31 protein-coding genes are annotated in these 26,963 nt (G+C 44.1%); 12 read left to right on the top strand and 19 right to left on the bottom strand.

Features of this window, described 5'->3' with window-relative positions:
- Positions 1-407 precede the first annotated feature (407 nt).
- Together WOA13_RS07750 and WOA13_RS07745 are read left to right on the top strand one after the other, a co-directional pair.
- Entirely contained in the window at positions 408-974 is a 567-nt protein-coding gene (locus WOA13_RS07750) for a hypothetical protein (RefSeq protein ID WP_342127357.1), read from the top strand.
- Positions 975-1,072: 98 nt separating this feature from the next.
- Positions 1,073-1,471, top strand: a complete 399-nt coding sequence (locus tag WOA13_RS07745) for a hypothetical protein (protein ID WP_342127356.1) — start codon at positions 1,073-1,075, stop codon at positions 1,469-1,471.
- 80 nt (positions 1,472-1,551) lie between these two features.
- Here WOA13_RS07745 and WOA13_RS07740 read toward each other — a convergent pair whose 3' ends face one another.
- The gene (locus WOA13_RS07740; RefSeq protein ID WP_342127355.1) at positions 1,552-2,241 is read right to left on the bottom strand and encodes a hypothetical protein; all 690 of its coding nucleotides are present in this window, start codon (positions 2,239-2,241) and stop codon (positions 1,552-1,554) included.
- Positions 2,242-2,595: 354 nt separating this feature from the next.
- On the opposite strand from WOA13_RS07740, the gene WOA13_RS07735 reads away from it, so the two are divergent.
- The 4 genes from WOA13_RS07735 to WOA13_RS07720 all read left to right on the top strand — a co-directional run bounded on the left by WOA13_RS07735 (position 2,596) and on the right by WOA13_RS07720 (position 4,018).
- On the top strand, positions 2,596-2,763 hold the full coding sequence (locus WOA13_RS07735) for a hypothetical protein (RefSeq protein WP_342127354.1): 168 nt from the start codon (positions 2,596-2,598) through the stop codon (positions 2,761-2,763).
- 251 nt (positions 2,764-3,014) lie between these two features.
- Positions 3,015-3,182 carry a hypothetical protein gene (locus tag WOA13_RS07730; protein WP_342127353.1) on the top strand — a complete coding sequence of 56 codons (168 nt, stop codon included), beginning with the start codon at positions 3,015-3,017 and terminating at the stop codon, positions 3,180-3,182.
- 250 nt (positions 3,183-3,432) lie between these two features.
- Positions 3,433-3,600 (top strand): hypothetical protein, encoded by a 168-nt coding sequence (locus tag WOA13_RS07725; protein WP_342127353.1) that lies wholly within the window; start codon positions 3,433-3,435, stop codon positions 3,598-3,600.
- A 250-nt stretch (positions 3,601-3,850) separates the two neighbouring features.
- Entirely contained in the window at positions 3,851-4,018 is a 168-nt protein-coding gene (locus tag WOA13_RS07720) for a hypothetical protein (protein WP_342127352.1), read from the top strand.
- 89 nt (positions 4,019-4,107) lie between these two features.
- On the opposite strand, the gene msrA is transcribed toward WOA13_RS07720, so the two are convergent.
- Positions 4,108-4,566 (bottom strand): peptide-methionine (S)-S-oxide reductase MsrA, encoded by a 459-nt coding sequence (gene msrA / locus WOA13_RS07715; RefSeq protein ID WP_342127736.1) that lies wholly within the window; start codon positions 4,564-4,566, stop codon positions 4,108-4,110.
- Between the two features lie 33 nt (positions 4,567-4,599).
- Positions 4,600-5,034 (bottom strand): peptide-methionine (R)-S-oxide reductase MsrB, encoded by a 435-nt coding sequence (gene msrB, locus WOA13_RS07710; RefSeq protein WP_342127351.1) that lies wholly within the window; start codon positions 5,032-5,034, stop codon positions 4,600-4,602.
- Positions 5,035-5,134: 100 nt separating this feature from the next.
- On the opposite strand from msrB, the gene WOA13_RS07705 reads away from it, so the two are divergent.
- From WOA13_RS07705 to WOA13_RS07695, 3 genes are all read left to right on the top strand, one after another.
- Positions 5,135-5,470, top strand: a complete 336-nt coding sequence (locus WOA13_RS07705) for a Rieske (2Fe-2S) protein (RefSeq protein WP_342127350.1) — start codon at positions 5,135-5,137, stop codon at positions 5,468-5,470.
- A 196-nt stretch (positions 5,471-5,666) separates the two neighbouring features.
- Positions 5,667-6,080 carry a hypothetical protein gene (locus WOA13_RS07700; protein ID WP_342127349.1) on the top strand — a complete coding sequence of 138 codons (414 nt, stop codon included), beginning with the start codon at positions 5,667-5,669 and terminating at the stop codon, positions 6,078-6,080.
- A 256-nt stretch (positions 6,081-6,336) separates the two neighbouring features.
- Complete coding sequence (locus WOA13_RS07695) at positions 6,337-7,101, top strand: mechanosensitive ion channel family protein (protein WP_342127348.1); 765 nt, start codon at positions 6,337-6,339, stop codon at positions 7,099-7,101.
- Positions 7,102-7,108: 7 nt separating this feature from the next.
- Here the strand turns inward: WOA13_RS07695 and WOA13_RS07690 are convergent, their stop codons facing one another.
- Positions 7,109-7,738 carry a class I SAM-dependent methyltransferase gene (locus WOA13_RS07690; protein WP_342127347.1) on the bottom strand — a complete coding sequence of 210 codons (630 nt, stop codon included), beginning with the start codon at positions 7,736-7,738 and terminating at the stop codon, positions 7,109-7,111.
- 163 nt (positions 7,739-7,901) lie between these two features.
- Here WOA13_RS07690 and WOA13_RS07685 point away from each other — a divergent pair, with 163 nt between their 5' ends.
- Genes WOA13_RS07685 through WOA13_RS07675 form a run of 3 tightly spaced genes read left to right on the top strand, consistent with a single transcriptional unit; the run spans position 7,902 to position 10,701 of the window.
- Positions 7,902-8,633, top strand: coding sequence for a fumarylacetoacetate hydrolase family protein (locus WOA13_RS07685; RefSeq protein ID WP_342127346.1), 732 nt, complete (start codon positions 7,902-7,904; stop codon positions 8,631-8,633).
- On the top strand, positions 8,633-8,932 hold the full coding sequence (locus tag WOA13_RS07680; RefSeq protein WP_048204728.1) for a hypothetical protein: 300 nt from the start codon (positions 8,633-8,635) through the stop codon (positions 8,930-8,932). Before WOA13_RS07685 ends, WOA13_RS07680 begins: the two co-directional genes overlap by 1 nt.
- 53 nt (positions 8,933-8,985) lie before the next feature.
- Complete coding sequence (locus WOA13_RS07675; RefSeq protein WP_342127345.1) at positions 8,986-10,701, top strand: glutamate--tRNA ligase; 1,716 nt, start codon at positions 8,986-8,988, stop codon at positions 10,699-10,701.
- Positions 10,702-10,984: 283 nt separating this feature from the next.
- Here WOA13_RS07675 and WOA13_RS07670 read toward each other — a convergent pair whose 3' ends face one another.
- The 15 genes from WOA13_RS07670 to hisS form a co-directional block, all read right to left on the bottom strand.
- Positions 10,985-11,650: a 30S ribosomal protein S3ae gene (locus tag WOA13_RS07670; protein WP_048204730.1), complete on the bottom strand. Its 666-nt coding sequence runs from the start codon at positions 11,648-11,650 to the stop codon at positions 10,985-10,987.
- 168 nt (positions 11,651-11,818) lie between these two features.
- Complete coding sequence (locus tag WOA13_RS07665; protein ID WP_342127344.1) at positions 11,819-13,327, bottom strand: serine--tRNA ligase; 1,509 nt, start codon at positions 13,325-13,327, stop codon at positions 11,819-11,821.
- A gap of 229 nt (positions 13,328-13,556) precedes the next feature.
- Complete coding sequence (locus tag WOA13_RS07660) at positions 13,557-14,105, bottom strand: uracil-DNA glycosylase (RefSeq protein ID WP_342127343.1); 549 nt, start codon at positions 14,103-14,105, stop codon at positions 13,557-13,559.
- Positions 14,095-14,340, bottom strand: coding sequence for a KEOPS complex subunit Pcc1 (locus tag WOA13_RS07655; protein WP_342127735.1), 246 nt, complete (start codon positions 14,338-14,340; stop codon positions 14,095-14,097). Before WOA13_RS07655 ends, WOA13_RS07660 begins: the two co-directional genes overlap by 11 nt.
- Positions 14,341-14,350: 10 nt before the next feature.
- Positions 14,351-15,664 carry a RecJ family nuclease gene (locus tag WOA13_RS07650; protein ID WP_342127342.1) on the bottom strand — a complete coding sequence of 438 codons (1,314 nt, stop codon included), beginning with the start codon at positions 15,662-15,664 and terminating at the stop codon, positions 14,351-14,353.
- A 90-nt stretch (positions 15,665-15,754) separates the two neighbouring features.
- Entirely contained in the window at positions 15,755-16,945 is a 1,191-nt protein-coding gene (gene glmU / locus WOA13_RS07645) for a bifunctional sugar-1-phosphate nucleotidylyltransferase/acetyltransferase (protein ID WP_342127341.1), read from the bottom strand.
- Positions 16,942-18,243, bottom strand: a complete 1,302-nt coding sequence (gene glmM, locus WOA13_RS07640) for a phosphoglucosamine mutase (protein ID WP_342127340.1) — start codon at positions 18,241-18,243, stop codon at positions 16,942-16,944. Before glmM ends, glmU (WOA13_RS07645) begins: the two co-directional genes overlap by 4 nt.
- A 17-nt stretch (positions 18,244-18,260) precedes the next feature.
- A complete protein-coding gene (gene glmS / locus WOA13_RS07635) occupies positions 18,261-20,105 on the bottom strand; it encodes a glutamine--fructose-6-phosphate transaminase (isomerizing) (RefSeq protein ID WP_342127339.1) in 1,845 nt (614 codons plus the stop codon).
- Positions 20,106-20,116: 11 nt separating this feature from the next.
- The gene (gene glmU / locus WOA13_RS07630) at positions 20,117-21,334 is read right to left on the bottom strand and encodes a bifunctional sugar-1-phosphate nucleotidylyltransferase/acetyltransferase (protein WP_342127338.1); all 1,218 of its coding nucleotides are present in this window, start codon (positions 21,332-21,334) and stop codon (positions 20,117-20,119) included.
- A 231-nt stretch (positions 21,335-21,565) separates the two neighbouring features.
- On the bottom strand, positions 21,566-22,024 hold the full coding sequence (locus tag WOA13_RS07625) for a 30S ribosomal protein S15 (protein ID WP_048204739.1): 459 nt from the start codon (positions 22,022-22,024) through the stop codon (positions 21,566-21,568).
- Positions 22,025-22,183: 159 nt separating this feature from the next.
- A complete protein-coding gene (locus WOA13_RS07620; protein ID WP_342127337.1) occupies positions 22,184-23,356 on the bottom strand; it encodes a DUF7284 family protein in 1,173 nt (390 codons plus the stop codon).
- A 13-nt stretch (positions 23,357-23,369) separates the two neighbouring features.
- On the bottom strand, positions 23,370-23,861 hold the full coding sequence (locus WOA13_RS07615) for a hypothetical protein (RefSeq protein WP_342127336.1): 492 nt from the start codon (positions 23,859-23,861) through the stop codon (positions 23,370-23,372).
- Positions 23,842-24,456 (bottom strand): hypothetical protein, encoded by a 615-nt coding sequence (locus tag WOA13_RS07610; RefSeq protein ID WP_342127335.1) that lies wholly within the window; start codon positions 24,454-24,456, stop codon positions 23,842-23,844. The genes WOA13_RS07615 and WOA13_RS07610 overlap by 20 nt, the downstream gene beginning before the upstream one ends.
- Entirely contained in the window at positions 24,456-24,848 is a 393-nt protein-coding gene (locus tag WOA13_RS07605; protein WP_342127334.1) for a hypothetical protein, read from the bottom strand. The genes WOA13_RS07610 and WOA13_RS07605 overlap by 1 nt, the downstream gene beginning before the upstream one ends.
- Positions 24,849-24,943: 95 nt before the next feature.
- Complete coding sequence (gene hisS, locus WOA13_RS07600) at positions 24,944-26,179, bottom strand: histidine--tRNA ligase (protein WP_342127333.1); 1,236 nt, start codon at positions 26,177-26,179, stop codon at positions 24,944-24,946.
- Positions 26,180-26,963: the final 784 nt, after the last annotated feature.

Raw genomic sequence — 26,963 nt, 5'->3', positions numbered from 1 at the left:
CGTAATCAAAAATTCATTAAAAAGAAAGGGAGAGATGAGCCCCCACTCATCTAATCTATCCCAACCGTGTCATACCCTAACACACTATATTGTGTGTTTCAGTATATAATTATATCTAACTAATATATATGTTATAGTTCAAGTATACTTTACTTTTCGGCATCTATAATTATTATTAATATTAATTAGAGCTTCTTATTGCCTTTTACTTTCCTTTATGATTGGGGAAGTATTATCTCCTTGTAATCAATTCTAATTTATAAATAAATTCCAACCCATTTTTGTAGACTTCATTCTACTCTTTCTGCACTACTCATGAGATGTTTTCATCATTCTCTTAAAAATTTTTTAAATAAGGGTTAACTTAAAATCCTCTAACTTACTAAATATAAATTGGGGTGTTATGCATGAAATTAAAATTAATTATTTCAATGGTGTTAGTGGCTGCGCTTTTCATGATTCCTGCAAGTGCAGACCTGTTTGATGACATGAATGCTGCAGTTCCTGAGTACAATGAGAAGATCGATCAGGTTCCCGGGACGCTGAGAGGAATTCTTGCTGACCAGCATGTTGTTCTTGCTGTTTATATGAACAATGCTGAGGACGAGACTACGGGAGGTCCTGAATTTGATGTTGCTCTCAGCCCTGGTCCTTATGTAACTGAAAGCGGTGTTACGATGAAGATTGTAGCGATCACTGATTCAGATGCTTCTGCTGTTGAATTTGGCAGGTGGAGTGAGCTGGATGCCGAATACAACTGGGATGGTGTTCCATTTGCTGAGACGATCATTGTGACCACAAACGAGGACACTGCAAATGCAATTCTGGATTCCGAATCTCCGGGAGATACATTCAGGCAGGCATATGACGACGGTCTTATCACCATTCAGGCTTCTGAGGATGCGAGTATGGGAACGAAGATCTCACTTGCAATTATGCCTCTCGTGATGAAGATCTATGCGATGATTGGCTAATGCTAATCATTCTTTTTTTGTTTTATGGAAGGATTAATGGCTGGCTACTTTTTTAATATTAAAATAAGTTTTTATGCTTTGTAACTAAATTTATTATTATGTATTCAAGGCTTTACCTCTATTTCCTTGGGGTATGGGTGCTGTTCGTATTTCTCGCAATAATCAATGGTACATTAAGAGGTCTCTATGCGCCTTACACAGGTGATCTTCTTGCGCATCAGATAAGTTCCATCATATTCAGCACGGTGATCTTTGCGGTAACCTATGCTTTCCTTAAATATTCCGGAGTCTCCGGAACACCGGTACAGTTCATCTATGTCGGACTGATGTGGGTTTCGCTTACGGTATCCTTTGAATTCCTCTTCGGGCATTTCGTCATAGGTCACTCATGGGAACACCTGTTGCACGATTACAATTTCCTTGAGGGGCGCATCTGGATGCTTGTGCTCATTGTGACCGCAATATCTCCCTGGCTTGCCAACAGGATGCTTTCCTGAGTTCGTAGAATTTGGAATCTCGTAAAATATGATCGTTCTTTTGTTAGCGGATATGTAAGATGGTATCTGTTATCGCCGGATCAGTAGTAGAGCAAAGGCCAGATCACATGCCAGATGCTGTAGTCAGCAAGGCGCCAGATCACCGGTGCAAGGAATCCATACTTTCTGAAAAGGATGATCGGTACAAGGTTGCCTGCAAAAATGAATATGAATAGACTCACAGCAAAGAATGCACTTGTAAGCATTCCCATCTGCTGCATTCCTGTTATCTGCATTACAGGTTCCCACAGGCTTGCAAGGACGGCAACTGCTATGAATACCTGGTTTTGTTTTTCTCCCTTCAACAAAATGGTTGATATCAGCCATGTAAGAGCGACCACCGGGATGAGGTGGTACAGTATCTCAAGGAATATTCCGCCGCTTACATAGACGGGGATCGAGAATGGGAACTGCACATGTATATTCGGCAGTTGGAGGACTAGGCCGACAAGGATCTCAATTATGGAAAATCCTATTCCCAGAAGTATCGGGATAACAATCCTCTGTTTGTTGGGGATTTTCTGATCCCATATTTCAGGGAAGCCTGCTTTTGGAGCCAGTTTTATGCAAACAGCTCCCAGGAGGGCTACAACAATTATTGCTGACCAGGTGGCGGTCCATTGCTGGACTATGGGATGGTTAACATCAAAATATTCCCATGTGGCCTTTCCAAGCAACATCATAACTATCAGGCCTATGAATGTCCTGTTAGAAGAGGTCAGCTTATCCATGGTATGAATTTAGATTGATATTTTACATAAACATATCTATTATATTTCCAATGATGGGCATTCATAAATCATTTCATGCTTTCATGATCATTTTCAGCAACTTTTCTATCTTCTCTTTTTTTGCTTATTGATGTATTCAAGCACTTTTTTATTCACTTCTTCCCCGCCTCCCTGCGGTTATAGCAGTTTATCTCATCATACAATTGGTTTGTGAGGTATATATCTGGTTCTTCAATTGGCAGATCGATAGAAACCCTTATAAACGGTTAATCATTATAGATATGTGCAATGATTAATCGTGATAATTAATCATTAGCCAAACAACATTGAACACAAGATCGGAGGGAAGAATAAATGGACACATACTACGAAGGTTCCATGATGGACGAGGAAGACAGGATCCTTGAATGGACAACTGGAGGACTTAACGTTGATGGCAACACTGCATTCATTGCCACAGTTGCAGTGTCCATCGCATTTGCTGCTTTCCTCAGGCTTTCATCCTACGTCAACCTCTTCTGAGGTATAGATCGTTGCCTGTTATTGGGGTGGGTCTGGTTTGTTCAGGATCGTTGGGCATTCCGGCTCACCTAAAACCTCCTTTGTTTCACAAAGGTTTGTGACAGAAACTCTTATAAACGATTAATCATTATAGATGTGTGCAATGATTAATCGTGACAATTAATCATTCAACACCCAAACATCAACTCTACAAAAATAAGATCTACAAAATTAACTCTAAACATTAAAAGTAAACTCGGAGGGAAGAATAAATGGACACATACTACGAAGGTTCCATGATGGACGAGGAAGACAGGATTCTTGAATGGACAACTGGAGGACTTAACATTGATGGCAACACTGCATTCATTGCCACAGTTACAGTGTCCATCGCATTTGCTGCTTTCCTCAGGCTTTCATCCTACGTCAACCTCTTCTGAGGTATAGATCGTTGCCTGCTATTGGGGTGGGTCTGTTTGTTCAGGATCGTTGGGCATTCCGGCTCACCTAAAACCTCCTTTGTTTCACAAAGGTTTGTGACAGAAACTCTTATAAACGATTAATCATTATAGATGTGTGCAATGATTAATCGTGACAATTAATCATTCAACACCCGAACATCAACTCTACAAAAATAAGATCTACAAAATTAACTCTAAACATTAAAAGTAAACTCGGAGGGAAGAATAAATGGACACATACTACGAAGGTTCCATGATGGACGAAGAAGACAGGATTCTTGAATGGACAACTGGAGGACTTAACATTGATGGCAACACTGCATTCATTGCCACAGTTACAGTGTCCATCGCATTTGCTGCTTTCCTCAGGCTTTCATCCTACGTCAACCTCTTCTGAGGTATAGATCGTTGCCTGCTATTGGGGTGGGTCTGGTTTGTTCAGGATCGTTGGGCATTCCGGCTCACCTATAACCTCCTTTGTTTCACAAAGGTTTGCGACAGAAAGGGTTATAAACGATTAATCGTTATAGATATGTTTGATGATTAATCGTGATAATTAATCCTACAACATCCAAACATCAACTCTACAAAAATCAGATCTACAAAATTAACTCTAACATTAAAAGTAAACTCGGAGGAAAGAATAAATGGACACATACTACGAAGGTTCCATGATGGACGAAGAAGACAGGATTCTTGAATGGACAACTGGAGGACTTAACATTGATGGCAACACTGCATTCATTGCCACAGTTACAGTGTCCATCGCATTTACTGCCTTCCTCAGGCTTTCATCTTACGTCAACCTCTTTTGAATTAAGGGAGAGTTCCATTTTGGAAACTCCTTTATTTCATAGGCTTTTCATTTTTCTCCATTGTCTTTTTGCGATGATCACTTTTGTGATCATCGCCCCCTCAACTTCTCGAAGTACTTCTGATGATACTCTTCTGCAGGATAGAATATGTCAGCCGGTACTATTTCGGTCTTGATGCTATTGACATATTGCTTGCTTTCTTCCTGCTTTTTCTTTGAGTTCAGGGCAGCTTCCTTTTGTTTCTCATCATGATAGAATATTGCAGACCTGTACTGGGTACCAATGTCCGGTCCCTGCTTGTTCAGTGTGGTAGGATCATGTATACTCCAGAAAACTTCAAGCAGCTCATCGTAGGAAACTATCTCCGGGTCAAAAAGGATCTCTATGGATTCGGCATGCCCGGTCTTTCCGGTAGCTACATCATAGTAACCGGGATTTTCCATTGAACCGCCTGTGTAACCCACCTTTGTTGATACTACTCCACTTACCCTGCTGAAGTTGTCCTCTACTCCCCAGAAACATCCGGCTGCAAATGTGGCTTTTTCCAACATTATAGTCACCATCTTTCTTCAAGGCTTGATTTATTCCTCTCCCTCGAACTGCATTGCAGCGGAATTTATGCAATAACGTTTCCCGGTTGGTTTTGGACCGTCATCGAAAACATGGCCCAGGTGGCTTCCGCAACTGGAACATATCACTTCTATCCTGTGCATGAAATGGCTGTCATCAGTTACAAGTTCTACACTATCACTGGACATGACATCGTAAAAACTTGGCCACCCCGATTGGGAATCGAACTTCTTGTCTGATTCGAATATAACCTGGCCACAGGCTGCACAATTATATGTTCCTTTTTCCTTATTTGACAACAGCTTGCCGGTAAAAGGCATCTCTGTTCTCTTTTTTCTTAGAATAGCATACTGCTCAGGTGTCAGTAGCTTTTTCCACTCTTCTTCTGATCTTTCGATCTTCTCTATTATGCTAATACCCCCAAAAGAAAATAACGTATTAATCATTGGCTCTTGAAAATAAGTACTTTGTGCAGATACTTTTCATCTCAATTATTCGGGAATGTTCTTATACCACCGCCCTAAATATTTAATGGGGTGAATTATCATGGCAGAATATACTGAATTGTGTAGTATGGAAGATGTGCCTGAAGGAGAGATGAAGAGTTTCACCACCGGGAACAATGAGATCCTTGTGGTCAATTTGAAAGGTGAGTTCTATGCACTCGATGCAATATGCAATCATATGGGCGGCAAGCTTGTCAAAGGGCGGCTGAAGGACAACCTTGTGATATGTCCTGTCCACAGGTGCCGCTATGACGTAACTTCCGGGAAGGTAAAAAGGGGTGCAGGATTCCTTGTGGAGTCATTTTCAGGTAAATGTGGTGACCAGAAAGCCTATGAGGTTAAAGTTGAGGATGGTAAGGTCTACGTAAAGATCTGAGTTTATACGGTTCAGATGGGTTATATAGGCGTTTTTTCTGACCGCTTTCTTATATTTTTTAGACAATAACTAATATCTCAATGGTATTTTCCAGTGTATTTTACTGGCATATTTGGTATGAGTGCCTGGAAAGTTCCCGGTAGTAGTTGTATCCTCCCGTATAATCCTTATATGTGGTAGAACTTATCATGTATCCATGGTACTTTCTATCATATTGGGGTCCCTTGTTTTGTTGGCATTACTTATTGGCCTGCTACTCAACATCGGAGTAAAGAAAAGCGATGATGGTCAGGGACCTGTGATGTATCCCAAAGGCTACTGGCTTGGAAGGGGTATTGCCATTGGTATCCTTTTAGGTATCCCGCTGGGTATTGTTCTTGGGATCTCTACAGAGAACATCGGCCTTGGTATTGCTCTTGGACCTGCAATGGGCCTGGCTCTTGGAAGTGCAATAGGCTCTGTGCTCGAAAAGAAGCACAAGGAGAACCTTCGCCCTCTGACTGAGGAAGAAAGAAGGGTCCAGAGGATGCTTTTAGTATTTACCATCAGTTTTCTGATACTTGGTGTAACCGTGCTCTTTATCATTTTCTATCTTCTCGGCAGAATGTAAAGATCTCTTCAAGTGACCTTGTTTCCGGGTGTCGATAATTCAATGTAAAGCTGGTTTTGGCACTTTGCAGTAGTCAAATATGTATATCACCTGTGACTAATGGTGTTCTATGGATATTCTGGGTCTGATTCCTTCCTGGCTTTCAGGGGATATTGCGATAATTTTGTCTGTATTTCTGGTCATAATACTGACCTTTCTGTTAGCCAAGTTAGTAGATCGGCTGCTAAAGGCATATTTTGTTTTGGCCAGCAAGAAAATGAACATCGATGAGACTACTTACGGACTTGTACGACGAATAATAGTGGCAGTAGTCTATTTCTCCGGCTTCCTTGTGGTCATTTTCAGTAATCAAAACCTTCGTGATCTGTCCATAGCCCTCTTTGCAGGGGCAGGATTTGCAGGCATCGTTATTGGTATGGCTGCTCAGAACACTCTTTCCAATATCATTGCAGGTATTTCGCTTGCGACCTTCAGGCCATTCCGTGTTGGCGATCTGCTGACCATTCATGGGGAATATGGCCGTGTGACCGATATCACACTGGGTTATACCAAGATACGGACATGGGATAACAGGAGGCTCAATATCCCTAACCATATCATCAGTGATGAAGCTATTATTAACTGGTCTATTGATGATCCAAGTGTCAACTGGACTATTGAGGTAGGGATAAGCTATGATTCGGATATTGATCTTGCACGCAGGATCATGATCGACGAGGCGCGCAAGCATCCTGAGGTCATGAGCTACGAAGATCTTTTACATTACCAGCCACACACAAAACTGGGTGATGAGATTTCCGTATTGGTCACGGAACTTGCCGACTTCTCTGTAAACCTCAAGCTATATGTCTGGGTACGTGACCGTTCGGTTGCATATGGTACCGGATGTGAGCTGAAAGAGGCTATCAAGAAGAGCTTCGATGCAGAAGGCGTGGAGATTCCATTCCCATACAGAACCATCGTTTACAAGAAAGACCTTGAGGCGGCAGAACGCGACCTGGCACCCGGGCCTGAGTTCTGACTCTTTCTTATTTTTCTTTTTTGAATATCTGGCACCTGATGTATGATTTCAGGTATTCTTCCTTTTCCAGTGTCATGGAGTTCTCCCTGCAGATACCCACGTATGCATTGTTCCAGTTATCATCATTGGTCTTGAACATAAAGAACGGCATCATCATCACACTTGTTAGTGAAAATCTTGGCTTTGCACAGTCTATGATGGCGAAGTGGCCGCCTTTTACCAGTACCCTGGAGGCTTCCCCTATTGCTGATCTCCTCACCTCAGCGTTCGTTTCACAGAAGGCGACACTTGTTACGACCATATCAAAGCTTTCATCCTTAAAGGGAAGTTCATCCATTGTTCCTTTGTAAAGCGAGATCTCATCTCCCATTTCCTTTGTCTTTGAATGGGCATATTCAAGCTGGCTATTTGAGATGTCTATTCCGAATACCTTTCCCGTATGGCCCATCTTTTCTTCGATCTCGATGTCAAGGGAAGCTGTACCACACCCAAGGTCAAGTACTTTCATGCCTTTTTCAATTGGCATCTCCGATGCAGCTTTTTCATAATAGGAATGTCCGAACCCCAGCAATGTTGCAAAAATGTCGTAGTTCTTTCCACCGTATATGGTCCCGAATTCGTTTCCCTTCGTACTCATCCAATAAAATATTGGTTATCATATTTTATATATTTATTTTGTATGTGGTCCCAGATCAATTTGATCGTTTAGTTCCTTATTTTCAACTTGGCGGGAATGTTTGACAAATAATTTATAGTACAATTCTGTTCTTAACTACAATCAGAACAGAGAATGTGCAACTATGATGGGTCGATTCAAACACGGTGATGATATTTTCTATGGTAGTGTAAGTGGTGAACTTGTTACTTCCATGGATCATGAGGGCAGGACCTTTGAGCTATCCGAGCTTACGGTACTTCCACCTGCAACTCCTTCAAAGATAATCTGCATTGGTCTGAACTATGTTGACCATGCCATTGAACTTGATATGGAGATTCCCACAGAACCTGTTATATTTATGAAACCTTCCTCTGCCGTGATCGGTCCGGGCGATCGGATAGTATATCCTTCAATGAGCCAGCGAATGGATTATGAGGCTGAGCTTGCTGTTGTTATCGGAAAGAAGTGCAGGAACATCAGTTCAGAGAATGCAATGGATGTAATTGCAGGTTATACCTGCTTTAATGATGTAACGGCTCGTGACCTGCAGCAAAAGGATGGTCAGTGGACTCGCGCCAAGAGCTTTGACACATTTGCTCCCATGGGGCCGTTCATTGTTCCGAAAGAGGAGTTTGATCCTTCTGATGTCAATGTCAGCAGTCTTGTGAACGGCGAGGTCAGGCAAAGCTCAAGCACATCGAATCTGATATTTGATATTCCTCATCTGATCGAGTTCATATCCGGTATCATGACACTTGAGATCGGTGATGTGATCGCCACAGGTACTCCGCCGGGAGTAGGTGAACTGGAACGTGGCGACGTTGTTGAAGTTAAGATCGAAGGAATAGGCACATTGAAAAATGAGGTAGTATAATGCTATTTGACCAGATCAACAGGGAACTTGAACTTACTGAAAGACATCTGATCGTTCTCCAGAAGGTCATTGAAAAAGGCCCCATCGGTATATTGAAGCTGGCCGAAGAGACCGGAATGCCAACCCATAAGGTCAGGTATTCATTGCGCGTGCTGGAACAGGAACATCTTATCAAGCCTTCCTCACATGGCGCAATGGCAGGTGACATGGCAGAAGAGTTCGTTGAAAAGTTCAATGAGGATCTTGGTAGCATTCTTGAAAAGGTGAACCACATCAGTGATCTGGGTGACAGGCTCTGATATTCATTTGTTTTTAATTCATAATTTATTGTTTGTCCTGCGAGGGAATTCAAATGACCCTGAGTGATGAAGATAAGATAACTATAGAGAAATTTGCGCTTCAAAACGCTGTAAAATATGGAAAGACCCCTCAGCTTGGAGCTGTTATGGGCCGTGTAATGGGCGCATGCCCTCATCTGCGTCCTCTTGCAAAGGACGTTGGTCCTATGATCCAGCATATCCTTGACGAGGTATCAAAGGAAAGCCCTGAAGAATGGCAATCCCGCCTTGAGACCATCGCTCCGGAGCTTATCGAGGAGCTAAATACCAAAAAGGAGCCTGACAAAGGACTCAAGCCTCTTGATGTCGAAGAGGGTGGGACCGTTGTCATGCGCTTTGCACCAAACCCGAATGGTCCTCCCACACTGGGAAGCACACGCGGTATTGTTGTGAACTCCGAGTATGTGAAAAAGTATGGTGGCAAGTTCATCATCCGCTTCGATGACACAGACCCCCAGACAAAGCGCCCGATGATGGAAGCATATGACTGGTATATCGAAGACTGCACATGGCTTGATGCAAAACCGGATCAGGTCGTGATCGCATCAGACAGGATGGAGGTCTACTATGATTATGCAAGAAAGCTCATTGAGATGGGTCATGCTTATGTATGCTTCTGCGATGGTGCTGACTTCAAGAAGTTCAAGGACGCAAAGGAGCCATGTCCTCACCGCAATCAGAGTCCTGAGGTGAATCTTGAGCACTGGGATAAGATGCTTGCCGGCGATTATGAGGAAAAGGCTGCGGTTGTCAGGATTAAGACCGATATCAAGCACAAGGACCCTGCGCTTCGTGACTTTGGTGCTTTCAGGATCGTCAAGACAGCACACCCACGTCCGGAAATAGATGACAAATATGTGGTCTGGCCATTGCTTGATTTCGAAGGTGCCATCGAGGACCATGAACTTGGAATGACCCACATTATCAGGGGTAAGGACTTGATGGACAGTGAGAAACGCCAGGGATATATCTATAATTATCTCGGCTGGGAATATCCGAAGACCACTCACTGGGGTCGTATCAAGATGCATGAGTTCGGAAAGTTCAGCACAAGCGGACTTCGCAAGGCAATAGAGGATGGCGAATATTCCGGATGGGATGACCCTCACCTTCCAACACTTCGTGCACTTCGCAGGCGTGGTATCAGGCCGGAAGCTATCCGTAAGTTCATGATCGATATGGGCGTCGGTGAAACTGATGTAAGTATCAGTATGGATACTCTCTATGCAGGGAACAGGAAGATCATCGATCCTATAGCTAACAGATATTTCTTTGTCTGGGATCCTGTGGATCTTGAGCTGGAAGATGGTGCATGCTGCACTGTGAATCCTTCACTTCACCCGACCGAGAACCGGGGTGTCCGCTGTATCGACGTGGGCTCAAAGCTGAAAGTGTGCAGCAGTGATGTTGAATCCGTAAAGGTTGGTGACATGCTGCGCCTGAAGGACCTGTACAATATTGAGGTCACATCAGTTGATCCTCTCATGTGTAAGTGTCTTGGTGACTCAATGGAAGATGCCAAAGCAAAGAAGATGAAGATCATTCACTGGGTACCTGATGATGGTATCAATGTGAAGGTTCTTGCACCACATGGTGAGTTTACCGGAATAGGTGAGAAGCAGATCGTGGATGAACTTGACAATGTCGTTCAGTTCGAAAGGTTTGGCTTCTGCCGCATTGATTCTGTAAGCGATGAGGATGATGTTGTCGCTTATTTCACTCACAAGTGATGTTAGAATAGCTGTAAACAAAAAGAAATTGAATATCAACAAGGCTGGTTTTTCCAGCCACTTCTTTTTTAGTTACATTTATGCTTCCCGAAATTGCATTTTTTATTATTACATTTTCAATTTCGTTTTTAGCTTTCGACTTGTGGAATTAACAATTCATACAAGGTCCTGAATTCTCCAGAATTTGTAGTTGTCTGTAATTCCAGCTAACGCTAATTGAAAATGATATGTTCAAAAAAAGATGTTATGGTGACCAAGAGGTCACCAGTTAGTTTTTAAAGATTCACTCTTCAGCTGCAGGTGCTTCTACAGCTTCTTCTACAACAGCTGGTGCTTCTTCAACTACTGGAGTTGCTACAGCTGATGCAGGGATTGCCTGAACTTCGGTCTTTCTGATCTCTACCCTTCTAAGTGGGTAGATGGATTTTGCCTTCCTGTAGATGTTTGCGGAAAGCTTTCCGACAATAGCTTCTTCCACGAACTGCTCGAAGTCGAGTTCAGATGCGCGCTTTGCTACTGTTTCGGTCATTACGTCTCTAAGAGCCTTGATCTGGCTTGTCCTTGCTCTCTTGACTGTAAAGCAGATAGGTTTGACCCTGATCTTGTAACCATCTTTTGTCTTGACATTGAGATTTGTATCAATTCTGGAAGTCTGGCGCTTTACAATGGAACGCAGGTAGTCAGTTGTGATCTCGTGACCAATGAACCTTGTGTTTGCAACATCACCGACTACGTTGTCGATCTCAAGTTTGAGTTTGATGTTGTGCTTTGAGAAATCATTGGTGAGTTCACCGACAGTGGTCTCCACTACACGACCTACCAGGTTCTCCGGTTCGTCGGTTGGGGTTACACCGATGTGGTTGCTACCAATGAACTTTGGTGCCTCGATGTTGTACCACTCTTTTGATTTCCATTTATCCAGCTTCCTTTGTACTCTCTTTTTTGCCAAGCAATTCCTCCTTATTATTGTGATAGTTGTTTTGATCGATTCCTCGATCGGATTAAATTCTGATGTTCGTGATTCTGACCGTTATAATTCCCGTGTGAATGGTTATTAATAGCGGGTCAATACTGTTCATGTCTATATATAAAGAAATCGGTACGATGAAAAAGAAGATCAGAGGAAATTAATTCCCTCTGGAACTTTGCCGACTCTCTTTCTGAATTCTTCCGGCCAGTTTTCCGGGTCCAGTCCTTTCTGTGCGAAGAATGCGGATGCCCAGCGCTCAAGTCCCACGCCGGAACAGCCTGACCAGAGTTCCTCTCCTGACTGGCATTTCACATTGAATCCGGATGGGTACTTGTTACCGTTGATACTGACGTTCTGGAACTCGAGCCATTCGCCGTCCTCGCCTCTGTAAGGCAGTGGTGCCTCATAATCGGTGGTTCCTGCCTCGCCCTGCTCAGAGAGTCCTGTGAGACCTTCCTGTGCCATGAACCATGGGGTTACCCATGCCTTTCTCCACTCAAGGTCAAGGATCTCGTTGAAGATGTGCATGTACTTCTCATGAAGTTCTTTTGCAGTTGCAATGACCTGTTCCTTTGTACCGAGCCAGACGATCTCTACACGGTGGAACTCATCCACACGTTCCATTCCATGGATGCCGCCACTCTCATAGCGGTGTGATGTGCCGGACCTGTCGAACACCTTTATCGGGAAGTCCTCGGTAGGGATGGTTTCTCCCTGAACGTACATCCAGAATGGTGGGCACTGTGCATAGCAAAGTCCGCCGATAGGTTCTCCGATCTTTTCCTTGATAAGTTCGGTTGGCACCTCATGTGTGACCTTGTAGTGGTCGATAACTTCTTCCCAGTACTCCGGGTCCCTTGTCTTTGGAGGGCAGACGTAGTAGATCTCAGGATATACGCCCTTTGCGTGCCCTGATTTCTGCCATACTTCCCATGGGACAAGTTTCGGGAAGATCATTTCCCTGTAGCCCAGAGGCTCAAGGAGCTCTTCGAGAACGATCCTTTCGAACGTCCTGAACATCCTTGTGGACTGCGGGCCATGGATCCACTGTCCGCGGCTTGCTCCGCGCTTGATCCAGCCTTCCTTCATCATCTCCTGTGTAGGGTCGCCATGGAATGTGTGTTCCTTCTTCTCGCTTTCCCAGAGTATCTGCCAGTGTTCTGCCTTACCGCCGTAATCCTTTGCCTTGACCTTCTCTTCCATGAGGGTCAGTATCCTGTCAGGAATACGGTTCTCAAGTTCTGACTCACCGACCTCAAGCTCAAGTTTGATCCCGCCTTCAACATTAGTTATGTTGGTTACGTGTGGGATCCTTATGTTGTCAAGTTCCTCTTCTGCAGGCATCTCAATGGTGAATTCTTTCACATCAATGCCGCGAATACCTATGTGGAACTCTTTCCCGAGCTTTCCTGCAAGGGGTTTCCTGAGGCGGATCATTGCGTCGTGTGCCCTGACGAACCTTCCGGATTCTATGGAGACCTCGATGCTGTTGTCAACAACACTCCACTCTGTGATCTTAGCACCCTGTCCTTCAGGTGCTCCCTTTGTAAGGGTTGTCTCATTTGCCTCAGCTATATATTGGGCAATAACATCTTTCGCGTCGCTCGGGTCGGCGCTTGTCTTGAATGCTCCTTTCAGGTTGAATTTAAGTTCCATAAGTTATTCCTCTTGAAACCGGCCGTCATTGGTCAACTGGCTCTTACGTCTCATTTGTGATTATGATCGAATTAATTGCATTTGTTGCTAAAGCAAACAGTTATGAAATAGGCTCCAGATTTAATAAATTTTCCAACAAAAAGAGTTTGTGACATTAATTTTGAAGGAATACTTCCTGTCCTTCCTTTCTGTCTTCTATTCATTCGCCCTAACAATTAAAGTTAAAAATTCATGAGAACAAATACCTGTTCTCATCAAGGAATCGGTGCTGGTCCTCTGTTCGGGATCTTGTATAGATCAATGCTGCCGGATGGAAGATCTTAAGCACATTCCGTCCTTCAAATTCCTCAACAGCTCCCCATTCCATCTTTTGTCCGTTAAGGAAGGCCTTTTCTGCAGTGTTGCCTAGAAGGATTATCAATTTAGGATCAAGCAGTTCGATCTGCCTTTTCAGGAATGGCTTGCAGGCTTCAAGCTCCGTTTTGTTTGGGTTGCGGTTCTTCGGAGGCCTGCACTTGATGGTATTGATGACTGCCCAATCACTTTCCTTAAGTTCGGCATAATCGATGAGCTCGTCAAGTATCTTTCCTGCACGTCCGCAAAAAGGAACTCCTGTTTCATCTTCGTTCTTGCCGGGGGCTTCTCCTATGAAAAGTACCTTTGGACTGTCTGATCCCTTGTGGACCACTTTATTGATAACAGTTTCAGAAAGAGGGCATGCCTTACATTCGAAGATGTTTTCCTCGACATCTTCAAGAGTTTTCCATTCAGAGGTCATTCTCATCCTCTACTTCATTTATGATATCTTCTGCTATCTTTGCGTTCATGAGCAGGTCATCTACTGTAGCGATCATGGATGAGATCTTCTCCGTTTGGATGGTTATGGTAGCCTTCTCCTCGTCGATCTGTGTTTCCATGTTGGTCAGGTTATCAGGTTTTAGTGAAAGGGCAACCTTCTTCGCAACGTCAGGTGCATCAGGACTGTTGAACTCGATAGTAGTGGATATCTTCATAATTTTCACATCAGTTCAGTTGTTCTCCGACAATGTCGTCCACAAGTGAAATAAATTCTTCCGTTTTGCCCATTGGGATGGATGCACCTGAAGCGATACTGTGTCCGCCTCCGTTTCCGCCCACAGATGATGCGGCAGTTCTGAGTGCATAGGCAAGGTCAAGTCCCTTATCGACCAGTTCCCGTGTGCCCCTTCCGGAGATCTTGATAATTCCTTCCACCTCATTAACGGCAATAAAGGGCATATCCGGATGGACATACCTTATTATCGTACTGGCGATCATTCCTGTGGACTCAAGGTCCTTGCCGCTCAGGTAGTAGATGCTCTTTCCTATATGGAGCAGTTCCTCTGCCTTCTTAACGTCGGCAATGATGGCTTTCTGGCTCTTAAGCGTGATCTCCTTTGCTTCTTCCAGTGCGGAATCATCTTTCATGCAAAGAGCAACTGCAAGCCCGGGAACTTCCTGCTTTCCGCAGGTGTTCATTATGGCTACGAGGTCGTAGACATTCCTGACAACCTCTTTGTTCAGAACATATACATCTCCTATGGCAGCATCGATAGCTTCGGGGCTTGCGCTCTTTGTAAGCTTCAGTGCAATTGTAGAAGTCAGCTTCTGCAGTTGTTCCGCATTGAGTGAATCGATGTCGCCATGTATGTCAAGCATGTCCAGAAAAGCATTTATTTTCTCACGGTCGCCGGTTATGTCAAGATAAGGTTCCGGTGTGTTCTCCAGTATGTCAGCAATATCACCGCTGCCGACTTTCAAGCCCTTTTTTACAGATACTACTCCGGCTTCAATGGCTTCGTCCAGTATGACCTTGTTCGCGGTCTCGAATAACTGTTTATCTCCCACTGCACCGGCGATGGCCAGTCCTGCAAGGTCGATGTTGTTCTCATCCAGTCCCTTTGCAACAAGGTATGTGGTGGTGGCCGCACAGAGATGTACTGCTCCGTCGATACCCGCCATGTGTGGATTGATCATGGCTTTTGCAGGCGAATCTCCCACAGGTTTATGATGGTCGATCACGATAGTGTCCCTTTCGACCTTCTCGATGATTTCTGGTTGACCGCTTCCCATGTCGCAGAATATTACAACATCGCCATCTGATGCAGTCTCATTCACCATTTCAGCAACGCTGTCGTCCAGGCGACCAACAATCGTCAGATGGTATGGTATCCCTTTCCTGAGTAGGGCCTGGCAGATAATGGCTGCAGAGGATATTCCGTCAGCATCATTGTGTGAGACCACTCTTGCATGCTTATATTCATCAATAATCCCGGCTATCTGCTTTGCAAGTTCGACCATTTTCTGCATTTCTATCAATCAGATCACCTGTGTGTAATTGTAATGTGGTGTAATAATACGGCATTTGTAATACAGCATTTGTAATGTGGTTGCAGATGGTGTGCTGTATCACCTGACAACCTCTCCGGGCCCGGTAAAACTCCCACTTTCCATGACCGTGCCGACGTTTATGCTGCTGTTGATGCCTGTATGGACATCGTCGCCCATGATAACACCAAGCTTACGTCTCCCGGAATCTGTCCTTTTTCCCTTGATGCTCACCTTGATGTTCTTTCCATCATGCCTCAGGTTAGCAACTTTTGTTCCGGCACCGAAATTGCACTTGCGTCCTATAATACTATCTCCTATATATGTGAGGTGTCCGATCTTCGTCCCGTCCATGATGATGCTGTTCTTTACTTCAACGGCATTTCCGATATGGACTTCGTTTCCGATAGTTGTTGATGGACGTATGAAACAATTTGGTCCGATATCACAATCCTTTCCTATCACAACGGGTCCGATTATGTACGCGCCATTGCGTATAAGCGTTCCTTCTCCCACGCTCACATCGCCTATCAGGGTGGCATTGGGTTCTACAAGGCCGGCGATCTCAGGTTTCCATCCTTCTAAAAGGACTTTATTAGCGTCAAGGAGGTCCCATGGTCTGCCGATGTCGATCCATTCCTCTTCAAGTACTTCATAGCCGACATTATCACTGCTGTCTATGAGCATCTGGAGTGTATCCGTGATCTCGTATTCTCCCCTTGGTGATAGTGGGGTTTTTTCTATAAGCTCAAAAATAGATTCCCTGAACAGGTATATTCCTGCATTTGCAAGGTCTGTTGGTGGATTCTCAGGTTTTTCTATTATCTTTGAGACTCTGTTCCCTTCAGTCTCAATAACACCGAAATCCGAAGGATTTTCCACTCTTTTGACCGTAATGACTGCATTCTCTTCCCGTTCGATCATTTTACTGATATGGGATGAGCTTAGCAGAACGTCCCCGTTGAGTACGATAAAACTGCCTTCGACATGTCCTTTTGCACAGCCGATAGCATTGGCAGTCCCAAGTTGCTCATTCTGATGAACATGATCGATGGTAACGCCCCATTTTTCGCCGCTACCAAAGTGTTCCCTGATGGTTTCCTCATGGTAGCCTGTGATGAACACAAATCCTTCAATACCGGCTTCTGTTGCAGCATCTACGATATGCTCAAGCATGGGTTTATTGGCTATGGGAAGCATGACCTTTGGAATTGCTGATGTTAATGGTCGCATCCGGGTACCTTCCCCGGCTGCAAGGACTACGGCTTTCATGCCACACCTCTTTTTACAACGTTTTCCACCATCTCGTAAAGTTTATCCACACCTTCCCTTGCTTCGGCAGTGATGCGTATCTTTGGTTCCGTTCCGGAAGGCCTTACAAGTACCCATCCTTCTTCCATATCCACGCGTATTCCATCGATATCCGTAACATTTCCCGAAGTGGCGAGTTCAGAACTGACAAGTTCCATTACAGCTTTCTTTTTGTCATTATCACACTTTACAGTCCCGCGGCGGGTTGGATAGTGTGGTAGCTCGTTCTTCAGTTCTGAAAGGCTTTTATCCTGAATTAGTTCCATGACCTTTGCAGATGCATATATTCCGTCCGGGCAGTATGATATTTCCGGGAATATCCAGCTTCCAGATGGTTCTCCGCCGAAGTCGGCTTCGGATCTCTTGATCTCCTCAGCAACATAGACATCGCCTACTCTTGTGCGGATTACAGTTGAATCCGGGAGGGCATCATCCACCATCATTGAAGTATCCACAGGGACCACGAGCTTTGCATCGCTCTTACATTCATGTCTGGCAAACATCGCAAGCATCTCATCCCCGGTGATAAATTCTCCATTCTCATCCACCGTCATCATCCGGTCTGCGTCCCCGTCCTGTGCGATGCCGATGTCAGCTTCGAATTCCTTCACTGCCCTTTTGAGCAACGTGAGGTTTGCATCGTTAGGTTCCGGGTTTCTGGCAGGGAAATAGCCGTCCGGCTGTGAGTTCAATGTGATGACCTCGCACCCGATCTCCCGCAGGACGTATGGGGTGATGGTACTTCCGGCACCGGACCCACAGTCTATGACTATTCTCTTTGATGATCTTTCAACACTTTTGACGATCATCTCCACATGTTGCCGGATCGCATTGCCGTCTTCGGTAAGATTTCCGATTTCGTTCCATTTGACAGGCTCAAAATCCTCCATTTCAATGATGTCCTCGATCTCTTCCTGCTGTGACGAATCGAATGCCATTCCGTCAGGATTCCACAATTTGATTCCGACATACTCTGAAGGGTTGTGGGATGCGGTTATCATAACTCCGCAGTCATAGTTTCTGGAAGCATAGGCCAGTGTGGGTGTACTTACCATCCCGACCCGAACGACGTCACAACCAGATGACAGCAATCCTGATGTGACTGCATGTTCTATCATCTCTCCTGCAATACGCGGGTCGCGTCCTATTACTGCAGTCTTTTTTTTCTTTCCCAAAGCAAGTCCGACCTTCAGCGCAAGATCTACTGTGACGTCTTTGTTAGTAATGCCTCTTATGCCGGATGATCCGAATAACTTCATTTCATAACTCCGTATTTTCATTCCACCGTAACGCTCTTTGCAAGGTTCTTTGGTTTGTCTATGGAACATCCTCTTGCAAGAGCCGTGTAGTATGCAAGCAATTGTAACACCACAGTCGATAGTAAAGGTGAGAGCAACTCATCTGTTGCAGGTACGCGCAATACCCAGTCCACGTATTTTTCGATCTCTGTATCATCGATATTGGCAACAGCGATGACCCTTGCTTCCCTTGCTTTTATTTCCTTGATATTGCTCAGGATCTTCTCATACACATGTCCCTTTGTGGCGATAGCTACAACTGGGGTGCCGTCCTCTATCAGGGCAAGGGGGCCATGTTTGAGTTCTCCGCCCGCAAAGCCTTCTGCATGTATGTATGATATTTCCTTAAGTTTCAAGGCCCCTTCAAGTGCGATAGGGTAGTTAAGGTGCCTTCCAACAAAGAAATAATCCCTTTTTTGTGCGAACATTTCTGCACATTCGCGGATCTCCTCTCTGTGGTTCAGTATCTTCTGGATCTGTCCGGGTATGCGCTTCAGGTTCACAAGCATGTCCTTCGCATAATTGATGTCCATTATTCCTTTTGCTCTTGCAAATTTGATGGCAAGAACATATAGCATGATGAGTTGTGCTGTAAATGTCTTTGTTGCAGCCACTCCGATTTCGGGTCCTGCTCTTGTATAGAGTACGCTGTTTGCATCTCTTGTTATACTGCTACCGACCACGTTTGTGATAGCTATCGTATTGCAGTCATATGATCTGCAACTTCTTATGGCAGCCAGTGTATCTGCAGTTTCTCCTGACTGTGTTATTGCAATTGAAAGTACATTCTCGTCCATTATCGGATTGCTGTATCTGAACTCTGACCCAATATCCACATCAGTGTGTATGCCTGCAAGGTTTTCAAAGAGATATTTTCCTACAAGTCCTGCATTCAACGATGTCCCGCAGGCAATTATCTCTATTCTCTCAATGTTCCTTATTTCTTCATTTGATATGTCCAGTTCATCAAGGTTCACGGAACCATCAAGTTCGGACAGCTTGCCTGAAAATGTATCATGCACGGAAGTGGCCTGCTCATGTATCTCTTTAAGCATGAAGTGCTCATATCCTGCTTTTTCCGCAGCTTCGATGTCCCATTCGATTGTGGTCTTCTCTTTTTCAAGGACATCTCCGTTGATGTCAAAGAATTCAACTCCATTCGGTCTGATAGTAACAAGGTCCAGATCATCGACAAAAATAACATCTTTTGTGTGATTGAGGAACGCTGTAACATCGGATGCTGCGTAATATTCCTTCTCTCCGATGCCGATTATCAGTGGGCTATCTTTTCTTGCAGCAAGCATAAGGTCAGGTTCGCTGCTACATATGGCGGTGATGGCATATGATCCTTCTATTTCTCGGAGTGTACTGCACAGCGCCTCAAAAAAACTTGATGTCTTGCTACTGCTATCCACACTTCCGTACAGTTTGGAGTGTAAAAGGTGTGCGATTACTTCTGTATCTGTTTCGGAAAGGAATTCGTAACCTTCCTTCTGAAGTTTTTCTTTGATGGAAAGATAGTTTTCGATGATCCCGTTGTGAACTACAGATATGTCCCCTGAGTTATGGGGATGTGAGTTCACAGTGCTCGGAACACCATGAGTGGCCCAACGTGTATGCCCGATGCCTATATTTCCATTGAGGTTTTCTGGAAGGATCTTTTCCAGCTCTTTTATTTTCCCCACGGTCTTGTATGTATCTATTTTTCCATCAAGTACGCTAATTCCGGCTGAGTCATATCCTCTGTACTCGAGTTTTTTTAAACAATCTATTATTATAGGCGCTGCCCCATGCTCACCTACATATCCTATGATGCCACACATTCTGGTACCCCTCAAACAACGATGGAATTCTCAGGTAACATTCTGGAGATTGTCTTTCCGGACTCGATCTTGCAATTGTGGGATATTATGGAACCTGCTTTTACGAGTACCCGGTGACCGATCGTGATGTCATCTCCTGTGATTGCTCCTAGTTTTTCAGCAATGTGGAGCTGTTGTTCCATCTCGATTTTAACATTTTCCCTGTCCTCAGCAACAAAATAAGGTCCTATTGAATTGTTCATTCCAATGACTGAATTTGCGATCGATCCATGGGAGTGTATCCTCGTATCATCCATGATTATACTGTTTTGGATCTGTGTAAATGATCCAATGGAAACGTTATCTCCGATGGTTGTGGATGGCAGTATAACTACATTTGGTGCGATCTCGCAATTGTCGCCGATCATTACAGGGCCTGCAATGTAACACCCGGATCTGATCACCGTATTGTTGCCGATGCTGACATTTCCGTGGATAACAGCTCCCTCTTCAACGGTTCCTTCTATATTGTAGTCTTCTGATCTGCTAAGGAACATCGAATTGTCTTTAAGGAGATCCCATGCAAAGACCGCATCTCTCCATAATGATCTTGTAACAACCTGATCTACTTCCATGCCATCATCTATCATTTGTTGTATGGTGTCAGTGATCGCGTATTCTCCGAGTGGTGATATTGGTGTGTGTTCGATCCTTTCAAAGATGCCCTGGTCGAAGATGTATATGCCCGTGTTTATTATGTGGCTGAGCTCGGATGTCGGCTTTTCTATGATCTTTGTTACCTTTTTTCCACTTGCTATAACAACACCATATCCGCAAATGTGCTCTTTTTTTGTGGTAAGGATCGTTGCATTGCCACCATGCTTGTCTATCAGGTTTCTGATTGTTTGAGGCTCAATGACGTTATCTCCATTAAGGACCATAATATCGTGATCTTCTTTTTCCATCAGGTCTGCTGTCTGCTTTATGGCGTGAGCTGTTCCAAGCTGTGCTTTCTGGTGAACGTATTTGATATTTACTCCGAAGTCGATCCCATCACCAAAGTAGTTCATTATGCGTTCTCGCTCGTAACCCACTACCAGTATTATGTCTTTTATATCGTTCTTTGAAAGTGAATCGATGACATGTTCAAGTATCGGTTTATTTGCAACAGGAAGCATGACCTTTGATCGGGTGGCAGTGAGTGGTCGACACCGGATACCTTCCCCTGCAGCCAGAATTACAGCTTTCATAGGTTCTAGTGGTCATTCTAAGAATTTATATCTTCCCTTTTATAGCCGTGCTTGCTTCTTATGCTGTTAGGTCAGTACTTGGGATGGGTGAATTAATTAAAAGGTTCAAGCAAAATTGCTTAAAATTTTATGAAATAATTGATTGTAAATTAAATGTCAAAAAAGTAGTAAAAAAGATGTTTTGATGTCCGGCAGAACCGAACATCAATTATTGGTAAGCAGACTGGCTGCTTACCTTGTGATCAGCATTTCTGCGGTTTCTGGCTTGTACTTCCAGTCTGCAGGGAGTACCTTTGAGGACTGGTAGTATTTTACGAGCCTTCTGATCTTTGACTCGGTTGACTGCAGTGCCCTCTTGTTGTGTACATCCTTGTGGTTAGCAACAAGGTGCTTGCGCATTCCGATAGCTTTTACAATAAGGTTGTACAGGTCTTCCGGTACGTTTGGAGCTTCGTCGTTCTCTTTCAAGATATCGGTGATCTTCTTTCCTGTTGCGAGCTTGACATCAGGTACGCCGTAGTTGTCCCTGAGGTGCATTCCAATAACGCTTGTTGAGTTTCCAAGCTTCCACATGTCGAGGATTACGTTTGTGATCTCTTCTGTGGTTGCTGTAGACCATGCAGGTGCTTCTGTCCTGATTGGTTTTGTTGATCCGGATTTACCTTTCCTACGAGTATGCATTTTTGCCATAGCATTCCTCCTGATGATTATGATTTGAATATTTATATGAAATATTTATGTTTGAGTTTGTGCTCAAGTTAAAGGAACATTGGAGACATTAACTTGAATCGTTACTTTGGCGAAGTGACCTACATACACGTTCCATTTAATATAAAGCTTATGTTCATCTTACCATATGGAAAGCGTGACATCAACATAATAATTGTTTACTTTCCCGTAGATTTCATTCACCTGTGAATCTCTTAATTCCTTTGTTGTATTGATTTCTGTGGAAATCACCATCTTTGAGATCGTTTCGTTTATGTCGGGATCAAGTTCGCTGTGCAGGTGGTCTGCAATCTTCTGCTGATTGTGTTCGATGATATCCTGCTCAATGATCGCTACCATACCATTGGTCAGTTCTCCGGATGTGGAATTTTCTCCGTAAATGGTGTAGGGGGCTGTACTGTAATTCAGTATATGCATTGCGACCATCATTTCGCTGTCAGTGGGATCTTCCTGCGGTGCACCAATGAATGCGTTTTTTGAGTTTTGGGATGGGTCCTGTCTGAGCAGGCTTCTCAGGTAATCTGCCGGGAAGATGATTCCCGTAATGGTTTTCGCAGTGGCTAAGGATGCTTCTTCTATGGTATCGTTGAATGCAGCGCTGTATGTGGTGTATTTTGTTATGTTTGATGAATTGTGTAGATCTTCGAGCAAGCTATCATCAATTGTTAATATTAGCTCATCTCTGGAAGTTCTTTGGTTTAGGGGCAATGTTATGCGTGAACTCTGGCGTACTGCATCGTATGGTGGCTTCATTCCCACTGAAACATAGCTTTTAAGTGTGTAATCTTCAACAGGTTCCCAATTTGCTTCGAGATGGTACTCATATCTTCCAGCTGTTCTTTTTTCAAGGTATGAGGCAATTGCTGTGGATGTCTGCGTTTTGTGATCCTGTGCAATGGGGTTGATGTACTTTGAACTTCCCTCTTCTTCGATGGCAAGTGTAAGTAACATGTCTTCTGCGATCATATCTGCAAATGTGCGATGCTTGTGCTGTCTTGCGAACATTGTATTAATCGGATCGCTCACAATGCTGTTCTCGAGGGTTGTTATTCCTGCGATTGCAAGCGGAGCTATCTCATATTCAAATTCGTCAACATTTGAGTTGAGCAATGAGCTTAACAGGTGTGTGTCAAAGTCCTGTGTTGCGGTGTATGCTGCTGCGTCGTACTGCCTGTCTGCTGTAATGGAAGGCAGAAGTATGGCGGTTGCCACGGATATGAGTACGAGGAAAAAGAGGGCGTCCATTGTTGTTGAGAATGCACGCTCATCTTCTGTGAAGTTCGTTTTTTGCATGATCTCGCTTCCTTCATATATATCGTTTCCAGATCCTGACGGTGATCGTTCCTGATGTGTACTGTGCGGGATTGATCTCAATGGTAACAGGTATTGATGCTGCTATTACATTCCCGATTGCTTCTGCTTTATTCTTACGGACTGTCCAGTGGTACTTCCCGTCGTCAGTATGTATGTCGACTGAGAACTCGTTGTTGGGGGTAAATCGCGCAAAGAAAAGTTCGTGTGTTTCAGTGTCGGTAGCCGGTTCTGATATTTTATCCAGCATCCGGGCCGATATGATGTCTGGTCGTGTGCTCTGTAGTTCATCCCATGAGGCGATGCTCTCAGCTATGCGGGATGCTTCTTCATAGTTCTCTATGGAATGGCTCTGCTCATCTTGGATGAGGTATGCTTTTGACATGACTGCGGCAAAGACCACAAATCCAATTACTACTAATGCCGTGGCAAGGATGTCATTGTGGGGTTCCAGGATCGCTTGCTCGTCACTGATAAACAAGGACAATTTCAAGTTGTCTGACCTCGGGATCGTTTTTCAGGTAAATGGATGTTTTTTCGATATGGACTATTTTCTCTGTATTTAACATTAGTTCCTGCCTGCTAACAGATGAAATTAATTCCAAAGCCGTGTTTGTATCTGTGGTTATCGGATCTTCAGCAGTTCCGGTCTGACCATTGAAATTATTTGAAAGCAACTTTCTCATTTCATTTTCATTAAGTGTGAGTGTCCTGAATGTGAGGGGTTTCACTGAATGGATGGTCTTGTCACGGTAGGTCGTTTCAAACCGGATGTATTCTCCGGAAATGAATGCATTGGCAGGAAAATCCTTACTGAACTCATATGTGGAACTTTGCCTGATGCTATCCGGGGATATACTGCCAATGTCATCGATTGCAGCTTTTAGTCCAATGGATTCTGAATCCAGTTGCTTTTGAACCTGGATGTCACTGAGGTCAGCTCCTATCTGGTAGAATGCTGCAAGTATTACTATACTTGTTATCATTAGTGCAGCTTTGGATAGTGTGAAATCGATCCATCCGTATTGGTCACTTACAAGTGATCCTACCTTATCCTCCGTTTTTCGTGTTTCGTTTTTCATTATTCGGATATTTTAACAACGAGCATTCCGGTCGTGTTGTCTCTTTGGGTTTCAAGTTTCAAATTGTGGTGACCCGGGCCGATAGTATACGGTCCGGTCATATTGGAATTGGAAAATGCTGCCTTTGATTCGAACATTTTCTGATGTCCATCAATTAGTATATAGTAGTTATTTGAATTTGAAGGCCAGACTTCATCTTCATCTGGAATCTTTCCCAGATGCACTTCTGCATTTTCAGGGATCTCTGCCTGAATATAAATAAGACTTCCTTCTCCGCGTATGTAGATCTGCTCAGCGTTTGAGACTAGCTGAGCTATTTCCGTTTGTATGGAATCTTCTTCCGCATTTTGCTTCAGGTCGGAAATAGCAGTGAAAAAAAGTGCCATTATCATCAATATCAATAGTGATGTAATGGTAAATCTTAAGGGCAGCGAGTCAGCTGCCCTTTCGTTTTTCAGGAGCGAGTACATATTGTGTTCTTATTTTTTCATTTGCTTTTGATCATCCGGATGGCTTCTTCAAGTTCCAGCTGAGTCTGTTCTCCGCTTTGCATGTCCTTTACGGTCAGTTTGCCGGATTCGATCTCTTTTTTACCTATGATGACGGCGTAGTCAGCTTCTGTATTGTTTGCATAGGATAACTGTGACTTGAAGTTGCGCTTCATGATGTCAACGTACACGGTCAGTTCCTTGCGCATCTTTGTTGCTACTTTGATCGCATCTATGCGTGTGTCGTCTGTGGCAACAATTACGACCTTGTTCTCTTTTGGAGGTTGTATTTCGCAGACTTCCATTATGCGGTCGAAGCCAACTCCGAATCCGGTGGATGGTACGTCTCCGCCGCCAAAGAGGGATATGAGCTGGTATGATCCGCCACCGCATACCTGGTTTTGCGCACCGAGACCTTCTGCGTAGATCTCGAACACCATTCCTGTGTAGTAGTCCAGGCCTCTTGCAATCCCGAGGTCAATGGTGTAGTCGATCCCGTATGCATCAAGGAAAGTGAGGAGTTCTTCGAACTTGTCGATCTCTTCGATGTCGCCTAGGATCTCTCTTGCTTTTGCGATAGCATCTGAGCCGCTGAGGCATATGAGCTCGAGAAGATTTCTTCTGAGTTCAGCAGGCGCGTTAATCTCTTCAAAGTAGTCGTCAAGGCCGGTGTCATCCTTTTTGTCGACAAGGCGCATGATCTTGCTCTTTTGCTCATCCTCTGTATCCTTGAGGATATGGCGGATAATTCCCAGGTGGCCTACGTGCAGGTCTCCCTTGATCCCTGCGGCTTCTATCATGTTGGTTGCAAGGGCGATGATCTCGGCATCTGCATCTGCACGGTTGCTGCCGATGACTTCGACGCCAAACTGCCAGAACTCCCTGAAACGACCTTTTTGTGGTCTCTCATAGCGGAAACAGTTCTCAAAATAGAATAATTTGAGGGGGCGGGACATTGCCTGCATCTCGTTGACGTACATCCTCATCACAGGTGCGGTCAGTTCAGGGCGCAGTGTCATCTCCCTGTTGCCCTTGTCGTTGAAGTTATAAAGTTCGCCTACCACGCCCTCTCCTGATTTGAGGGTAAAGAGTTCCAGATGCTCAAATGTGGGCGTAATTATCTCTTTGTATCCCCATTTTGTGACTACCTGCCTCATTATGTTCTCTACATTTCTCCTGCGAGCGGTCTCTTCCGGAAGGAAATCCCTTGTTCCTCTTGGTTTGCTTACTTTCATTTTGATCGAATCCTGCTGATGCGGATTATTGTAATTATTATAATTTATTTAAGGTACTACGTTCATGTCATTTTGTTTGTATATTATGTAGGACCTGTATTATTTGGCTGGTCTATAGTAAGGAATGATGTATTTTATATTTTCGATTAGTTGGTTCGTTGCCCTGCTCCTCAGGTGGGGGTATTGTGCCTTGAGGCACAATAAATTGTGTGGATTTCACTTCGAATGCAGTTTTCGGTGTGTCCGCTTATAAAGCAAAGTATTTTTTGTGTTCTTCTTGTTAACTTCATGAGTAAGAATTTAGGCCTCATATCTCTCCTATTATATACCCATGTCACACGTTATCACACAACGTATAAATACTAGGCTGATATTGTAGGGGTGCTCACAATGAGCCGGTAGGTGTCGATTCTGATACTGTCGGATTGTGAGTTCGAAAAACGTTGTACATTCATCATGTATATTGTCACATTCTCCAAAAATGTGTCAGCATCTTCCAATTCGGAAGGTATATATACGATGGCATGTATCTAGGGAATCCCGCACAACGTGCGTGGAATTCAATCACCTCCAAATCAAAATCATTGGTGGAGACCGGAGCTTTTCCGGTCTGACGTTGAAAGTGGCAGTTCGGTTAATTCTGACTGATAGTGATATTATCTATCAAAAGAAATAACCAACTATTGTGCATAGAAAACAACTCTCTAATTAAATAGAGTTCTTTTCCGACAATTCTTAGTTAACTTCCAAATTTTGTGTGCTTTAACAAATAACTCTGGTTGAT

Origin of the sequence: Methanococcoides sp. LMO-2, from assembly GCF_038432375.1 — an archaeon.
GTDB lineage: Archaea > Halobacteriota > Methanosarcinia > Methanosarcinales > Methanosarcinaceae > Methanococcoides > Methanococcoides cohabitans.
This window is presented reverse-complemented; position numbering and strand designations above follow the sequence as displayed.

Coding starts and splice junctions, on each gene's coding strand:
- WOA13_RS07685 (WP_342127346.1), top strand. CDS start 7,902: ATGATGGGTCGATTCAAACACGGTGATGATATTTTCTATGGTAGTGTA.
- WOA13_RS07625 (WP_048204739.1), bottom strand. CDS start 22,024: ATGGCAAAAATGCATACTCGTAGGAAAGGTAAATCCGGATCAACAAAA.
- WOA13_RS07675 (WP_342127345.1), top strand. CDS start 8,986: ATGACCCTGAGTGATGAAGATAAGATAACTATAGAGAAATTTGCGCTT.
- WOA13_RS07665 (WP_342127344.1), bottom strand. CDS start 13,327: ATGGAACTTAAATTCAACCTGAAAGGAGCATTCAAGACAAGCGCCGAC.
- WOA13_RS07750 (WP_342127357.1), top strand. CDS start 408: ATGAAATTAAAATTAATTATTTCAATGGTGTTAGTGGCTGCGCTTTTC.
- WOA13_RS07735 (WP_342127354.1), top strand. CDS start 2,596: ATGGACACATACTACGAAGGTTCCATGATGGACGAGGAAGACAGGATC.
- WOA13_RS07730 (WP_342127353.1), top strand. CDS start 3,015: ATGGACACATACTACGAAGGTTCCATGATGGACGAGGAAGACAGGATT.
- WOA13_RS07660 (WP_342127343.1), bottom strand. CDS start 14,105: ATGACCTCTGAATGGAAAACTCTTGAAGATGTCGAGGAAAACATCTTC.
- hisS (WP_342127333.1), bottom strand. CDS start 26,179: ATGAAAGTAAGCAAACCAAGAGGAACAAGGGATTTCCTTCCGGAAGAG.
- WOA13_RS07740 (WP_342127355.1), bottom strand. CDS start 2,241: ATGGATAAGCTGACCTCTTCTAACAGGACATTCATAGGCCTGATAGTT.
- WOA13_RS07605 (WP_342127334.1), bottom strand. CDS start 24,848: ATGATAATGGCACTTTTTTTCACTGCTATTTCCGACCTGAAGCAAAAT.
- glmS (WP_342127339.1), bottom strand. CDS start 20,105: ATGTGTGGCATCATAGGATATGTAGGTGAGCATGGGGCAGCGCCTATA.
- glmU (WP_342127338.1), bottom strand. CDS start 21,334: ATGAAAGCTGTAATTCTGGCTGCAGGGGAAGGTATCCGGTGTCGACCA.
- WOA13_RS07690 (WP_342127347.1), bottom strand. CDS start 7,738: ATGAGTACGAAGGGAAACGAATTCGGGACCATATACGGTGGAAAGAAC.
- WOA13_RS07620 (WP_342127337.1), bottom strand. CDS start 23,356: ATGCAAAAAACGAACTTCACAGAAGATGAGCGTGCATTCTCAACAACA.
- WOA13_RS07705 (WP_342127350.1), top strand. CDS start 5,135: ATGGCAGAATATACTGAATTGTGTAGTATGGAAGATGTGCCTGAAGGA.
- WOA13_RS07725 (WP_342127353.1), top strand. CDS start 3,433: ATGGACACATACTACGAAGGTTCCATGATGGACGAAGAAGACAGGATT.
- glmM (WP_342127340.1), bottom strand. CDS start 18,243: ATGAAGTTATTCGGATCATCCGGCATAAGAGGCATTACTAACAAAGAC.
- WOA13_RS07745 (WP_342127356.1), top strand. CDS start 1,073: ATGTATTCAAGGCTTTACCTCTATTTCCTTGGGGTATGGGTGCTGTTC.
- WOA13_RS07655 (WP_342127735.1), bottom strand. CDS start 14,340: ATGAAGATATCCACTACTATCGAGTTCAACAGTCCTGATGCACCTGAC.
- WOA13_RS07720 (WP_342127352.1), top strand. CDS start 3,851: ATGGACACATACTACGAAGGTTCCATGATGGACGAAGAAGACAGGATT.
- WOA13_RS07610 (WP_342127335.1), bottom strand. CDS start 24,456: ATGAAAAACGAAACACGAAAAACGGAGGATAAGGTAGGATCACTTGTA.
- glmU (WP_342127341.1), bottom strand. CDS start 16,945: ATGAAAGCCGTAGTCCTTGCAGCCGGGGAAGGTACCCGGATGCGACCA.
- WOA13_RS07680 (WP_048204728.1), top strand. CDS start 8,633: ATGCTATTTGACCAGATCAACAGGGAACTTGAACTTACTGAAAGACAT.
- msrB (WP_342127351.1), bottom strand. CDS start 5,034: ATGATTAATACGTTATTTTCTTTTGGGGGTATTAGCATAATAGAGAAG.
- WOA13_RS07700 (WP_342127349.1), top strand. CDS start 5,667: ATGGTACTTTCTATCATATTGGGGTCCCTTGTTTTGTTGGCATTACTT.
- WOA13_RS07695 (WP_342127348.1), top strand. CDS start 6,337: ATGAACATCGATGAGACTACTTACGGACTTGTACGACGAATAATAGTG.